Genomic DNA, 15,357 nt, shown 5'->3' with positions numbered 1-15,357 from the left:
ATTATTGTACGATTTCTTGTCGTTATAGTAGTTAGATAATTCAGATCGTTATAAGAAAATGTACGTTGGAAAGCGATAGTAAAGGACTAGTTGTTTTTAGGTATAGAACTGAATAGGACTGATTTATTTTACATACATATATTTTAGAGTTAGTTCTTTATTTAGCGGGGAATGAACAGAAGTTTCTCAGTAATAAAGAATTCTATAAAAAAATGAACCTATAGTTCTAGGCTAATTCAGGGATGTTCAATTGAGCATCCTTTATTTCATCAATGGGGAGTGAGAAGAGTGCAAAAACAACTTAAACCAAAACGGATTCAAAGAGGAGATACTGTTGGGGTCATTGCTCCAGCAAGTCCTCCAAATAAGGAGAATCTTCAAAAAGGGCTATCTTTTTTGGAGGAGGATTTAGGTCTGTCTGTTAAATTGGGCAATCATCTCTATAAGGAATATGGCTATCTTGGAGGCGAAGACGCAGATCGAGTGGAAGATCTTGAAGAAATGTTTAGGGATGAAGAGGTGAAAGCCATCATCTGTGCCTGCGGAGGATATGGAACAGCACGAATCGCGGAGTCTATCAATTATGAGGTAATTAAAAACAATCCTAAGATTTTCTGGGGATACTCTGATATTACATATCTACATACGGCAATCCGTCAAAAAACGGGTTTAGTCACCTTTCACGGGCCTATGCTTGCATCCGATATAGGAACTGAAGATGTCCACTTACGTTCAAAAGAATCCTTTAACCAATTATTTAAATCGGAACAAGTGACCTATACAGAGGAACTATCACCTCTACATACATTCATCGAGGGAGAAGCGGAAGGTGAATTGGTGGGGGGCAATTTATGCCTGCTGACAGCAGCCTTGGGAACTCCGTATGAAATTGATACAAAAGGAAAGCTTCTATTAATAGAAGATATTCACGAAGAGCCAAGGAATATTGACCGTTATTTAAATCAGTTATGGTTGGCTGGAAAGTTAAATGAAATTGCCGGACTGGTTATTGGTGATTTTGCGGATTGCGAACCGAGTAGTAAGCAGACGTTGACTTTGGATCAGGTGCTGACCCACTATACAAATCTAATCAATAAGCCTGTTATGAGCGGATTTAAGATCGGCCATTGCAATCCACATGTCGGAATACCACTTGGTGTGAAAGCCAGGATGAACACAGTTGAGAAGACCCTTATGATTGAGAGCGGGTTAGAAAATGAAGATAACTAGTATTGATACGTTTCGTATTCAAGTTCCTTTATTAAAACCCTTTAAAACTGCCTTGCGGATTGTAAACACGGCTCATTCTATCTTTGTGAAAGTTCAATGTGATAATGGGTTAATGGGTTGGGGAGAAGCCCCTGCGACCGCTGTGATTACGGGAGATACACTACAATCGATAGAAACGGCCATCCAGGAGTATTTTAAGCCTTATTTAATAGGAAAAGATCTATTGCATTTTGAGGAGATCTTTCATGACCTATCCCTTTTAATGACCAGGAATTCCAGCGGTAGAGCAGCTATTGACATGGCCATTTATGATTGTCTTTCCCAGTATAGTAAGTTGCCGTTATATCAATATTTAGGTGGAAGTAATGCTCAGCTTGAAACGGATTATACGGTAAGTGTAGATGCACCGCAAAAAATGGGTGAGGAGGCACTGAATTATGTAAAGAACGGGTTTACTATTTTAAAAGTAAAAGTAGGGCTCGGTGACATAAAAGAGGATATTGCCAGAGTGAAGGAAATTAGAAGATGTGTAGGAGATGAAGTTACGATTCGACTGGATGCAAACCAGGGTTGGACAGCTAAAGAAGCGATTCAAGCGATTCATTGGATGGAGGATATGGGCTTAGAAATCGAATTGGTGGAACAACCAGTGAAGGCAGATGACTTGGAGGGGCTCAGACAGGTAACCAATCATGTAGATACGTTCATTATGGCAGATGAGAGTGTGTTTACCCCAAGACAGGCTTTGGAAGTGATTCGTACGCGCAGTGCTGACCTTATTAATATTAAACTGATGAAATCTGGCGGGATTTTTCACGCGCAGCATATTAATCAATTAGCGGAAGCGGCTGGGATAGAATGTATGATGGGCAGTATGATTGAAACGCATTTAGGCATAACGGCAGCTGCTCATTTTGCCGCAAGTAAACCCAACATAACCCGTTATGATTTTGATGCTCCACTCATGCTATCCCATTCCCTGATTGATGGAGGTATTCAGTATAACGGCAGCAAATTTACATTGCCGGAAAGGGTGGGATTAGGGATTCAACAGGTTCAGTTAACGTAAGAGGAGGGGTTCGAAGTGGCATACGATGGTGAAATAATGACGGTAAATGTAGCAGTAGCCAACGTTTGGACGACGAATCAGTCATTTAGAGCGTCAGATCAATCCGCTATCAGGCATCCCGTACAACTGGAAGAATGGCTTCTGTGTATGAATGATGAACAACGGCTTGATCTATGTGAAAAGAACAGAATACAAACTCAATTATTATTTGGTGAACAAGTTTTATTGCTTGAAGGTAAAAATGACTGGGGTTTTATCATTGCCATCGAGCAGTCATCCGGGAAAGACCCGAGAGGCTATCCTGGTTGGGTACCTTTGTGTCAATTGGAAAATTATGTACCGTCTTCAACTGAAACAGCTGCTGTGATTACGAGTAAAAAAGCCTTACTTTCACTTGAAAAATCAAAAGAAACCCTATTGCTGAGCTATCAAACGAAATTGCCGTTCCTTAGTGAAAAAGCTGAACAGATCCAGGTCGAAACTCCCTTAGGTACTGGATTACTACAAAAAAATGATACAACTTTATACAATATACATGAAACAAGGATACAGGGAAGCGGAGCGGATATTGTTACGTGTGGAGAACAATTTATTGACCTGCCCTACTTATGGGGCGGGATGAGCAGTTATGGCTACGATTGCTCTGGTTTCGTCTATACAATGTGTAAGGCAAACGGCTATCAAATTCCACGAGATGCTAGTGAGCAGGCAAAGGGTGGCAAGCAGCTTACGCTAACTGAAATGCAACCGGGGGACTTACTTTTCTTTGCATACGAGAAAGGACAAGGGGCTATTCATCATGTAGGGATTTACTATGGAAATGGGAAACTACTCCACTCACCGCATACAGGCAAATCAATTGAAATCATCCAGATGGAGGGGACTAAATATGAAGATGAGTTATGTATGGCGAGGCGCTACTGGGTAGAGCGTAAAACGTAGTGGATGTATAAGATAGACCGTCTAAAGTGGAGACTCTTCTTCTCATCATTTCATAAGTGAATAGAAGGGTTATTCCCTTTAGTCTTAATTGATTGGGCAGGTAAATTGGTTAGACAAATCATATTATTTGAAAATATTTGTGAGAAACTATACAATTTATATATATTACAAGAATGAAGAGACCTATAAAAATAGGCCTCTTTTTTTTATAACATAAGGAGGGAAATGATTTGAGAATACGCGAGAGTGCTCTGCCGGGCATTGGGCAGAAGTTTGAAGTCATGACAAAGGAGGATGAAAAGATCGTCATTATTGTGCATGATGATGGAAGAAGAGATATGTATCATTATGATTTTGATGATTTGGATGAAAGTATTTCTAGTGTAACTCTTGATGATGCTGAGTCCAGACAGATTGCGGCCATTTTAGGTGGAATGGTGTATAAACCACAAGCAATTGAATCAATTGAATTAGCTCTGGATGATTTACGAATAGAGTGGGTCAAGGTAAAGAAAAATTCAAAGCTTGCAGGGAAAACAATTGATGAAAGTAATATTAGACAAGAGTTCGCTGTTAATATCATTGCTATTTTGCATAAGCCCGATAAGAAAATATTAAATCCTGGACCATCTTCTATTATTGATGCTGGGGATACCATTGTATTGTCCGGGGAAAGAAAAGATGTAAATGCATTTATGAAGCAAGCTCTCTTCGCAGAAGGGGAGTCGGTTTAAATGGACCATATGGTATTTGAAGTCGGAACTGCCTTGGTGCTTGTCGCTATTGCGGCAGTCCTTGCCGGTAAATTTAAATTTTCCATTATTCCATTTTTAATAATCCTTGGAATGCTGGTAGGACCGCATGCACCGCAAATAGGCATTATTGATTTACGATTTATTGAGAGTGCTGAGATGATTGAGTTTCTGGGTAGAATTGGGATTCTTTTCTTGCTATTCTATCTTGGATTAGAATTTTCAGTCGGCAAGTTGATTAAATCAGGTAAATCTATTGTGGTCGGCGGATCTATTTATATTTCAATAAACTTTACTTTAGGTTTCTTATATGCAATTATTGCAGGATTTCCTATTTTGGATGTCTTAATCATTGCGGGAATTATCACCATATCTTCAAGTGCGATTGTTGCTAAAGTACTTGTTGATCTCAGAAGAACAGGAAACACAGAGACCGAATTGATTTTGGGTATTATTATGTTCGAAGATATCTTCCTGGCTGTTTATCTATCTATTATCTCTGGGTTAGTATTGGGTGATGCCACTTCCGTCAGTTCTTCTATAATCTCCGTTTTAATTGCCTTTGGGTACATGTTGTTATTTTTTATCATTGCAAGAAAAGCCACACCGATATTAAACAAATTATTAAATATATCCTCTAACGAAATTTTTATCATTGTCGTATTTGCTGCCCTCTTCTTTATTGCAGGATTCTCCGAAACCATTCATGTTGCGGAAGCCATTGGGGCACTACTGTTGGGCTTAGTTTTTTCTGAGACTGAACAAAGTGAACGTATTGAAAAGCTTGTCGTACCATTTAGAGATTTCTTCGGTGCCATATTCTTCTTTAGCTTTGGATTAAGTATTGATCCATTTACGCTTGGCGGAGCAGTTTGGTTAACGCTTGGTGCAGTCATTTTAACAGTACTTGGAAACTTTATTGCTGGTATGATTGCCGGCCGAAAAGCAGGATTGTCACATAAATCCTCTGCGAATATTGGGCTAACGATTGTTTCGAGAGGTGAGTTTTCCATTATATTAGCCAATATAGGGATTGCCGGTGGACTCTCCGAGATGTTGAAACCTTTCTCGGCATTATATGTTTTAATATTGGCGATACTTGGCCCGATATTAACCAAAAACTCTAAAAGTATATTTAAACAGCTAAATAAGCTATTTAAATGGACTGAACCGAAAGAAAAGAAAACGAGAATAAGAGAAGGATTAGATGAAAATTTATAGATTTTATCATTGGTTTGCATGAAAAAGGTCTTGATTGGTAGTTATATAAACTGATCAGGATCTTTTTTCTTGGCTATTTAAAACTGAACCGATTTTTCATAAAAATCGAGTTTAATAGTGCATGATTTATTTCGATTTTGAAATAAATGGGTTTCTATAATATACTAGTTTCAAGATAATTTTTATTCTTATTAAGTAATGGCTATTATTTTAGTGAGCTTTTGATATAAAAACTACAGGGTCCATAGAGGGAAAATTAGGAACGTTTCAGGACAAAGATTGGGGGAATTTTAAGAATGAGAGACTTATTTTTTAAAGGGATCAATACGAAACTGCCAACCCTTTTTATGTTGCATGGTACGGGTGGAACTGAAGAAGACTTAGTTCCGATTGCAAAAATGATTTCACCAGATTCATCCATATTGAGTGTCCGGGGGAATGTTTCGGAAAACGGAATGCCGAGATTTTTTAAGAGGCTCGCTGAAGGTGTCTTTGATGAAGAAGATTTACGATTCCGTACAAAAGAACTAAGGGATTATTTGAATGAAGCTTCTGTCATATACGGATTTGACCGTGATCAAGTTGTGGTTGTTGGGTATTCTAATGGGGCTAATATAGCTGCCAGCATGCTATTTCATTTTCAAGATACATTTAAGGGAGCTATCTTGCACCATCCTATGGTTCCAATCAGAGGATTGATGTTACCTGAAATGACAGGTCTGCCAATTTTTATTGGTGCAGGAATAAACGATCCGATTTGTTCATCAAATGAAACGGAAGAATTAAATGAGATGCTGCAGGCTGCCGGCGCCAACGTAACCATTAACTGGGAACAAAATGGACATCAGTTGACACAGTCTGAAGTAGGGGCTGCAGTGTCGTGGTTTTCTCAGGAGTTTTCATAAAATGGAGATGATAACATGCTATCTTTAAATCCAAGCGAAATGAGCGAACGAGAGAATTATACACTCTTAACAGGAGCAATTGTCCCAAGGCCGATTGCTATTATTTCAACTATATCTAACGAAGGAGTTATTAATATTGCTCCTTTTAGTTATTTTACCATTGTCAGTTCAAATCCCCCGCTGATTGCTGTATCCATTCAGCGAAGGAACGGTGAAAGAAAGGATACATCAAGGAATGCAATAGACTCAGGAGAATTTGTGGTCCATATAACCGATGAGGATAATGTAGAAGGGGCCAATTGGACAGCTGCAGAATTTCCACCCGAAAGAAGTGAGCTTGAAGGATCTCCGTTTCAGACAGTCGATAGTGTCAGCGTCAGAGTTCCAGGCCTTGCTCCTGCAAAGATCCGAATGGAATGTACGGTACATAAAGTTATTCCATTAGGGGGTCATACAGCTGAAGATGCTGGTTGTGATTTAATAATTGGTAATATCGTTCTCTATCATATTGATGAATCCATTTATACGAACGGCATAATTGATACAGAATTACTGAAGCCGGTATCACGACTCTCCGGACAAAACTATATGAAAGTTGGAGAACAATTTGTGTTAGAAAGACCAAAATGATAAATTAGAAAACTTCCCGCTATAAGTAGGGAAGTTTTTTATTGAAGTTTTTGGTTTGAAATGGGTCTAAATAATTACTAGTGATAAGTTTATCTTAAATTATCTCATAAGTTTATCTTAATAATAAGTTAAAAAGGGACGAAGTATCTAATTATTTTACAAATTTGTGAAATTTATAGAGGAATTTGACTTAATATTCAGAATATATATCTGTACACGAGTGGTTGCGCTTTCATAACCACCTTAATATAGATAAATCGGACAAGTTGGGGGTAATGCATGAACGCTTTAGGCAACGGAAATCGGATGTCAGAACTCAGCCGTAAGAGAGGTTTTTGGGTCTCATTAATTGCCGTTTTACTGGTACCGTTAGTTTATGGACTTATTATGTTAACGCCAAGCTGGGGACCATATGATAATCTATCAAATTTGCCAGTCGCAGTTGTGAATAATGATGCAGGCACAGTAACAGATGGTAAAGAAATAAATGTAGGAAATGATTTGGTAGCAAAGCTTAAAGCAGGGAATGATCTTGGCTGGAGATTTGTCAGTAAAGAACAAGCAACTCGCGGACTTAATGATAATGAATATTATATGGTTATTGAAATTCCAGAAGACTTTTCACAAAAGGTTTCGACCGTAATGGACGAAAATCCGGTGAGACCTGAACTAAAGTATACGCAGAATGAAGGATTGCATTTTATAGCTGCAACCGCAACAAAAACAGCTATCGGAACAATCAAGGAACAGCTTGCTGATACAATTACAGCCACCTATACAAGCACAGTTTTTGCCCAACTTGGTGAGGTGGCGGAAGGATTCAAATCTGGTGCTGATGGTTCAACAAAGCTTCATGAAGGTTCAGTTGTCCTGCAGAAAGGTACTGGAACCTTACTTGATTCATTAACAACAAAAGCAGGGGATATTCAAAAACTGGCAGACGGGTCTAAGCAAGTCGAACAGGGATTGGGTGAACTGAATGGCACCATGGCAGGAAAATCCGCTGACATCACCAAGCTAGCAGATGGAGCAGCCCAGGTCAGTAATGGATCAGGTCTCATTTATTCCTCGGTTAGTGGTAAGACTAGTGACATCAACACACTTGCAGATGGATCGAAGCAGGTTGAGCAGGGATTAGGTCAGTTGAATGTCACCATGGCAGGTAAGTCCGCTGATATTGCTAAACTAGCAAATGGAGCAGCTGATCTCAGAGATGGATCTGGCTTAATTCACTCCACAGTAAGTGGTAAATCTGCTGAAATTCAACAGCTGGCGGATGGATCGAAGACAATTGAAGATGGATTAGGGACCTTATCCGGAACATTTAGTGGGAAGGCGAAGGATATTGAAGCTCTTGCAAAAGGAACCAAAGATCTTAAGGAAGGATCAGGAGATTTATATAATACTATGAGTGGGAAATCTGAGGATATTGAAGAACTTGCAAAGGGTGCGAATGATCTTAAAGATGGATCGGCAACATTATATTCTCAACTGGATGGGAATAAAGGGAAAATTCAGGAACTTGCAGATGGTGGTAAAGCATTAAATGCAGGAGCAGGTGAGTTAAAAACGGGAACCACTGATATGTTCGATGGATTGAAGTCAGCACAAAATGGCGTAAATCAACTCAATGATAGTATGCCTTCGTTGGTGGGAGGAAGTGCAGCATTAAGAGATGGTGTTAATAAAATAGCTGACAATACACCGGCTCTTGCAAAAGGATCAAATGATGTAGCTGATGGAATAAAACAATTAGGAGATAAAATCGCGCTAATCTATCCAGGAATAAAAGATGATCCGGATTTTCAAAAGTTATTAAAGGGAGCTCAAGATGTAGCATCCGGGATCCAAGCAGTTGATCAGGGTATTAGAGGTAAAGATGGTCTAAAAAATGGAGCGGAATCCTTATCTGCAGGGATTTCTGGTAAATTGCAACCAGGGGTACAAACATTGGCAAGTGCTTTTAATCAACAAATTATCCCGGGCCAAGAGACAATTGTTAAAGGAGCAACTAAGTTAGCAACTGGAGCAGCGGAAATAGAAACTGGTACTGATTCAGTAAATACTAATTGGGGAGTCATTGCAGATGGAGTTGGTTCTATTAAGGGTGGCTTAACTACGGTAGCCGCTGGGAATCAATCAGTTAGTGACGGTTGGAAGACAGCTGTTGATGGTGCTAATGCATTAAACACAGGCCTTACTACAGTAAATGCAGGTAACCAATCAGTTAACGAAGGCTGGAAAACAGCAGTTACCGGTTCTAAACAGCTTTATGCTGGATCCAAACAAGTAGCTGCAGGTACAGGGTCAGTCAATAATGCATGGGGTACATTATCGACTTCTTTAAATACCTTAAATAATGGCGCTGTCCAAGTGGCAGATGGTAATGCAACCGTAAATGATGGCTGGAAAACCGCAGTCACAGGTTCTAAGCAGTTGTATGATGGCTCCAAGCAAGTGGCTGCAGGCACAGAAACAGTAAACAGTGCATGGGGTACATTGTCGACATCTTTAAATACGTTGAAGAATGGTGCAGCTGAAGTGGCGGGTGGAAACGCTACTGTGAATGCAGGCTGGAAAACCGCTGTCGATGGATCTAAACAGTTACATGATGGCTCTAAGCAAGTGGCAGATGGTAATGCCACTGTGAATTCAGGCTGGGGCACAATGAAGGATGGAGTAACTGAAATTGATAAGGGTGTTGGTCAAATTAAGGATGGTACCAAGGAGTTATCCAGCGGTTTAGGAGACGGAGCTGCAAAAACATCTGGCATCAACGCAACAGATGATACGATTAAAATGTTTTCTTCTCCGGTTGAGCTGGTAGATTCAAAAATTAATAGTTACCCATATTATCGTTACGCCAATGCACCCTATATCCTATCATTAGCATTATTTGTAGGTGTGTTATTAATGACATTGGTTGTAGGGGTTAGAAAACCGGCGGATGTGGCTGTATCTGGCTTCGCATGGTATGCAAGAAGATATGGATTCCTTGCTTTATTGGTGGTTGGTCAGGCCATTCTCCTTTCTGTCTTTACCATTTTCTTTGTAAATTCAGGGCTTGTGAATAGTCTATTACTCATCTTATTTGCTGTATTGGCGAGCATTTCCTTTCTGTCGATTGTTTTCTTCCTGGCTATGCTTGCAGGCAACATTGGCTTATTTATAGGTGTGGTGCTTCTGGTAATGCAACTCTCTACGACAGGATCTGCGTTGCCTATCGATATGCTCCCTGAATATCTACGGGATCTAAGCAATTTCTTACCGATGACCTATTCCATTGCAGGCTTCCGTGCCTTAGTATCACTGGATGACTTTGGTATGATGTTTGCTAATGGAACAATACTGCTAGTGTTCTTGGTTCTATTTACTGCCCTTTCCGCTGGATTATCCTTTTTCAAAAAGAAAGATTCTGCAGATGATCCAGAACTAGTAGTTTAACAACCTATTGTGAATCCCTTTTAGTAGAAGAATGCATTGTTTAATTGTATTCTATACTGAAAGGGATTTTTTTATGAACAGAGGGTCCGAACGGGGGAGAGATAAGATGAATCAGAAAATATTGCCAGCAACTTCGACTATGAAGGACTTTGAAAAATTTTTACAATCTGGTTTTAAAATAGGGGTTATTTTAGATACTCATATTGGACAAATCAAACATATTACCCAAATGGCCAAGGCGGCTGATAAACAACTGTTTTTCCATATCGATTTGATCAGTGGGCTTAAAAGTGATGAATATGGCACTCAGTTCCTTTGTCAGGAATTTAAACCTTATGGTGTCATATCTACAAAATCAGCAGTTATTCAAGAGGCGAAGAAACATCGAGCTATCGCTGTCCAACGAATTTTTATGATTGATAGTCATGCGCTTGAGCGTAGTTATAAGATAGTCAGAAAATCACAGCCCGATTATATAGAAGTCCTTCCAGGTGCACTTCCAAATATGATTAAAGAAGTTGCGGGAGAAATCAAATTGCCAATCTTTGCAGGGGGATTAATACGAACAGTTGAAGAAGCAGAAAAAGCGCTTAAAGCGGGAGCTGTATCTGTAACCTCATCCAAACGCGAACTTTGGCAGTATTTTGCAGGGGAATAATACATATTCCCTATTTTTTTCTTTTTATTTGACAGCGTTTACAATTAGTTTTACACTTTGGTTAAGTTAATAGGTATGTGAAAAGACATGGAGACACAGGTGGCCGTATTCCTTGAAAATAGGAATATTTTGGTAGGTCTGTTTCTCCATTTTTTCTTTATTAATAAAAAGGGAGCTGGGAGAATTGACACCATTCTGGGGAGAAGTATTAGGTACAATGATTTTAATCGTTTTTGGAGCAGGCGTGTGTGCGGGAGCCAATTTGACTAAATCTTATGCAAAAGATGCAGGTTGGATCGTGATTACTATAGCATGGGGGCTTGGTGTTACACTTGGTGTTTTTGCGGTTGGTGGGATCAGCGGTGCTCATTTAAATCCTGCTGTCACATTTGGTCTAGCGTTTAGTGGGAATTTTGATTGGGCAGATGTACCTGGATATATTTTAGCGCAAATGATTGGAGCAATTATTGGAGCAACTCTTATCTATTTACAATACTTACCGCATTGGGAGGCGACTGAGGACCCAGGGACAAAATTAGGGGTTTTTGCAACTGGTCCTGCTATTCCTCACACATTTTCTAATTTATTAAGTGAGATAATTGGAACCTTTATTTTAGTGCTTGGCTTGCAGTTTATTGGAGCGAATGAATTTACGGAAGGATTAAATCCAATAGCAGTCGGTCTATTGATTGTTGGAATTGGTATGGCTCTCGGTGGTACCACAGGGTATGCTACCAATCCAGCGCGTGATTTGGGGCCGCGTATTGCACATGCGCTTCTTCCGATTGCTGGGAAAGGGCCATCTAATTGGGGATATGCCTGGATTCCGGTTGTAGGACCACTTCTAGGGGGATCTTTAGGGGCTTTGTTCCATAAAGCAGTCTTCAATAATACGGTGACAGGGTCTTTCTGGACAGTATTAGCTGCCACTGTAGCTATCCTTGTAATCGCTTATTTCATGACGAACAAGGATTCAGAACAAGCATTACGAAAAGCAAATAATCCAGTAAAAGCTAGGTTATAAGTTACTAACTTTATAGAAATCGATTATAATATAAAAATTAGTAGATGGGAGATGAAAAAAATGGAGAAATATATTTTATCAATTGATCAGGGAACAACCAGTTCCAGAGCTATTTTATTCAATAAAAAAGGGGAAATTGTACATAGTGCTCAAAAGGAATTTACACAATATTTTCCTAAGCCAGGCTGGGTGGAGCATAATGCAAGTGAAATTTGGGGATCAGTGCTTGCTGTTATTGCAGGGTGTCTTTCAGAATCGGGTATAGACGCCTCCGATATAGAAGGAATTGGAATTACAAATCAACGTGAAACAGCCGTGGTTTGGAATAAAGAGACAGGTCAACCTGTTTATAACGCGATTGTTTGGCAATCCCGTCAAACAAGAGATATATGCGAGGAACTGAAAGAAGCTGGTCACAATGATTTATTTCATTCTAAAACTGGTTTATTAATAGATGCCTATTTTTCAGGAACAAAAGTTAAATGGATCCTGGATAATGTGGATGGAGCACGTGAATTAGCGAATGAAGGCAAATTGTTATTCGGAACAATTGATACATGGCTAATTTGGAAGCTATCCGGTGGTAAAGCGCATGTTACGGATTATTCCAATGCTTCAAGAACCATGATGTACAATATTTATGACCTACAATGGGATGATGATTTGCTGGAAATTTTAGATGTTCCAAAATCTATGCTTCCAGAGGTTCGTCAGTCATCTGAGGTTTATGCACAAACAATTGATTATCACTTCTTTGGTAAGAGTATACCAATTGCAGGTATTGCTGGTGACCAACAGGCAGCATTGTTTGGCCAGGCATGTTTTGAAAAAGGAATGGCTAAAAACACGTATGGAACAGGCTGTTTTATGCTAATGAATACAGGTGATAAACCAGTTAAATCGGAAAAAGGTTTATTGACGACTTTAGCTTGGGGATTAAATGGAAAAGTAGAATATGCGCTAGAAGGAAGTATCTTTGTAGCTGGTTCCGCAGTTCAATGGCTACGTGACGGGTTAAGAATGATTAAGGATGCAGCCGATACTGAAACATATTGCCGGGCAGTAGACTCTACGGATGGAGTATATGTCGTTCCTGCCTTCGTAGGTCTGGGTACACCATATTGGGACAGTGATGCAAGAGGTGCAGTCTTCGGTCTAACAAGAGGGACTACAAAGGATCATTTTATTAGGGCAACAGTTGAATCATTAGCCTACCAAACAAATGCTGTCCTTGATGCAATGGAAGAAGAATCAGGGATTAAATTGAAAACATTGCGTGCCGATGGTGGTGCAGTTAAAAATTCATTCTTAATGCAATTCCAGAGTGATATTTTAAATGTTCCGGTTGAAATACCAAAAATCAACGAAACGACTGCACTCGGAGCGGCCTACTTAGCGGGTCTTGCTGTTGGTTTCTGGGAAAGCCAGGAAGAAATTGCTTCCCAATGGATCATCGACAAATCATTTGAACCTACAATGGACCAAGAAAAGCGTACTGAACTGGTTGATGGTTGGGAAAGAGCAGTTGCAAGTACAAGAAGCTTTAAATCATAATTTAATATTGTAGAATTTTTCGCAAAAAATGATATACTGAAGATAAGTTAATATTAGGTTAGAGAAATCGAGAGACCGCGAGTACATTCCTTACAATGAGGGTAATGTATTTTGTGGTCTCTTTTTATTTATATTTATATAGTACTACCATTAGAGGAGGAACAAGAGTATGGGTTTAAATAGTTTAAATAGACATGAATATAAAAGTAAATTACAGAATACACATTTTGATGTTCTTGTAATAGGTGGCGGTATTACCGGGGCAGGGATTGCGTTGGATGCCGTTTCGAGAGGAATGAAGGTAGGACTTGTAGAAATGCAGGATTTTGCAGCCGGTACTTCAAGCCGTTCGACTAAACTGGTGCATGGAGGATTGCGTTATCTAAAACAAATGCAACTGGGAGTAGTGGCAGAGGTTGGGAAAGAAAGAGCGATCGTTTATGAAAACGGCCCTCATGTTACTACACCGGAATGGATGTTGCTGCCTTTCCATGAAGGGGGTACATTTGGTAAATTTACTACTTCTATTGGGTTGCGTATGTATGACTTTCTTGCAGGAGTGAAAAAAGAAGAACGTCGCACAATGCTAACAGAAGAAGAAACGATTGAAAAAGCCCCGTTGGTTAAAAGAGAAGGTTTAAAGGGCGGCGGCTATTATGTTGAATACAGAACAGATGATGCTCGCCTGACAATGGAAGTAATGAAAGAAGCGTTCGATCAAGGGGCCAGCTTGCTGAATTATGCCAAGGTGGAGGATTTAATTTATGAAAATGGAAAAATCGTTGGCGTAATCGTTAAGGATATGATGGATGGAGGCACCTTCGAGATTAAAGCGAGAAAAATCATTAATGCGACTGGTCCATGGGTAGATTTTATCCGTGAAAAAGATCATTCGAAAAAAGGTAAAGTACTACAGCATACTAAAGGTGTACATGTGGTTATTGACCAATCTCGTTTCCCATTGAAACAAGCCGTCTATTTTGATACACCGGATGAAAGAATGGTCTTTGCTATACCTCGTGAAGGGAAAGCCTATGTTGGAACTACAGACACATTTTATGATCAAGATCCGGTTAGCCCGAAAATGACGGATCAAGACAGAGATTATATATTGGATGCCATTAACTATATGTTCCCTTCTGTTAATGTAACAAAAGAGGATGTTGAATCCAGTTGGGCTGGTGTTCGTCCTTTGATTATGGAAGAGGGTAAAGGTGCTTCAGAGATTTCCAGAAAAGATGAAACTTGGGTATCTGATTCCGGATTGATAACAATTGCGGGTGGAAAATTAACAGGTTATCGAAAAATGGCAGAAACAGTATTAGATTTAGTAGCGAAACAATTCAGGGATGAAGGGTATAAACATTTTAGCAATTGTTATACGGAAAAAATGCCGATTTCAGGCGGCCGAGTTGGTGGTTCAACCAAATTTAATACTTATATTAGCAAAACAAAAGAAAAAGCAGCCGGCACTGGTTTGTCAGATGAAGAAGCAAGAGAGATTATTTCAAAATATGGATCAAATGCCCCAATCCTTTTTGAAATGGCACGCAAAAATAAAGAAAAAGCTAAAGAAATTGGATTGCCATTATCCGTGTTCACAAAATTGACCTATGCAATGGAATATGAAATGGCTTATACACCACTTGATTTCTTTAATCGCAGAACAGGCATGATTTTATTTGATATTGCACGTGTACATGAATATAAAGATCAAGTGATTTCATATATGAAACAAGTACTGCACTGGACGGATCAGCAGACAGAGGCTTATACAGAAGAGCTTGAAACTGAGCTGCATGATGCAGCTTATCCGAAAGCTGAGCCTATTATGAACTAATACGTATACGCGTAAATTTACCTCACAATCCATAAATACGGGTTGTGGGGTTTTTTTGAGATTCAATATAGTAAAAAAGGGGAATAGA

Annotated in this window: 12 protein-coding genes; all 12 read left to right on the top strand. The window is 39.4% G+C overall.

The window, feature by feature from the left end; genetic code table 11:
- Positions 1-288: 288 nt before the first annotated feature.
- The 12 genes from AC58NB_RS10000 to AC58NB_RS09945 all read left to right on the top strand — a co-directional run bounded on the left by AC58NB_RS10000 (position 289) and on the right by AC58NB_RS09945 (position 15,269).
- Complete coding sequence (locus tag AC58NB_RS10000) at positions 289-1,230, top strand: S66 peptidase family protein (RefSeq protein ID WP_497426680.1); 942 nt, start codon at positions 289-291, stop codon at positions 1,228-1,230.
- Positions 1,217-2,299, top strand: coding sequence for a mandelate racemase/muconate lactonizing enzyme family protein (locus tag AC58NB_RS09995; protein WP_497426679.1), 1,083 nt, complete (start codon positions 1,217-1,219; stop codon positions 2,297-2,299). Before AC58NB_RS10000 ends, AC58NB_RS09995 begins: the two co-directional genes overlap by 14 nt.
- Before the next feature lie 36 nt (positions 2,300-2,335).
- Positions 2,336-3,241 carry a C40 family peptidase gene (locus tag AC58NB_RS09990; protein WP_497426803.1) on the top strand — a complete coding sequence of 302 codons (906 nt, stop codon included), beginning with the start codon at positions 2,336-2,338 and terminating at the stop codon, positions 3,239-3,241.
- A 230-nt stretch (positions 3,242-3,471) separates the two neighbouring features.
- Positions 3,472-3,975, top strand: a complete 504-nt coding sequence (locus AC58NB_RS09985; protein WP_497426678.1) for a cation:proton antiporter regulatory subunit — start codon at positions 3,472-3,474, stop codon at positions 3,973-3,975.
- On the top strand, positions 3,976-5,214 hold the full coding sequence (locus AC58NB_RS09980) for a cation:proton antiporter (protein ID WP_497426677.1): 1,239 nt from the start codon (positions 3,976-3,978) through the stop codon (positions 5,212-5,214).
- A 296-nt stretch (positions 5,215-5,510) separates the two neighbouring features.
- Complete coding sequence (locus tag AC58NB_RS09975) at positions 5,511-6,119, top strand: alpha/beta hydrolase (protein WP_497426676.1); 609 nt, start codon at positions 5,511-5,513, stop codon at positions 6,117-6,119.
- A gap of 15 nt (positions 6,120-6,134) precedes the next feature.
- Positions 6,135-6,749 carry a flavin reductase family protein gene (locus AC58NB_RS09970; protein WP_497426675.1) on the top strand — a complete coding sequence of 205 codons (615 nt, stop codon included), beginning with the start codon at positions 6,135-6,137 and terminating at the stop codon, positions 6,747-6,749.
- Positions 6,750-7,028: 279 nt separating this feature from the next.
- Complete coding sequence (locus AC58NB_RS09965) at positions 7,029-10,193, top strand: YhgE/Pip family protein (protein WP_497426674.1); 3,165 nt, start codon at positions 7,029-7,031, stop codon at positions 10,191-10,193.
- A 106-nt stretch (positions 10,194-10,299) separates the two neighbouring features.
- Positions 10,300-10,851 (top strand): glycerol-3-phosphate responsive antiterminator, encoded by a 552-nt coding sequence (locus AC58NB_RS09960; protein ID WP_497426673.1) that lies wholly within the window; start codon positions 10,300-10,302, stop codon positions 10,849-10,851.
- A 184-nt stretch (positions 10,852-11,035) separates the two neighbouring features.
- Positions 11,036-11,875: an MIP/aquaporin family protein gene (locus AC58NB_RS09955; RefSeq protein ID WP_497426672.1), complete on the top strand. Its 840-nt coding sequence runs from the start codon at positions 11,036-11,038 to the stop codon at positions 11,873-11,875.
- A gap of 60 nt (positions 11,876-11,935) precedes the next feature.
- Positions 11,936-13,429: a glycerol kinase GlpK gene (gene glpK / locus AC58NB_RS09950; protein ID WP_497426671.1), complete on the top strand. Its 1,494-nt coding sequence runs from the start codon at positions 11,936-11,938 to the stop codon at positions 13,427-13,429.
- A gap of 169 nt (positions 13,430-13,598) precedes the next feature.
- Complete coding sequence (locus AC58NB_RS09945; RefSeq protein WP_497426670.1) at positions 13,599-15,269, top strand: glycerol-3-phosphate dehydrogenase/oxidase; 1,671 nt, start codon at positions 13,599-13,601, stop codon at positions 15,267-15,269.
- The last annotated feature ends 88 nt before the right edge of the window (positions 15,270-15,357 follow it).

This window comes from Pradoshia sp. TA40_28, from assembly GCF_059694525.1.
Note: the sequence above shows the minus strand (reverse complement) of the source record. Positions and strands in the feature narration are given on the sequence as shown.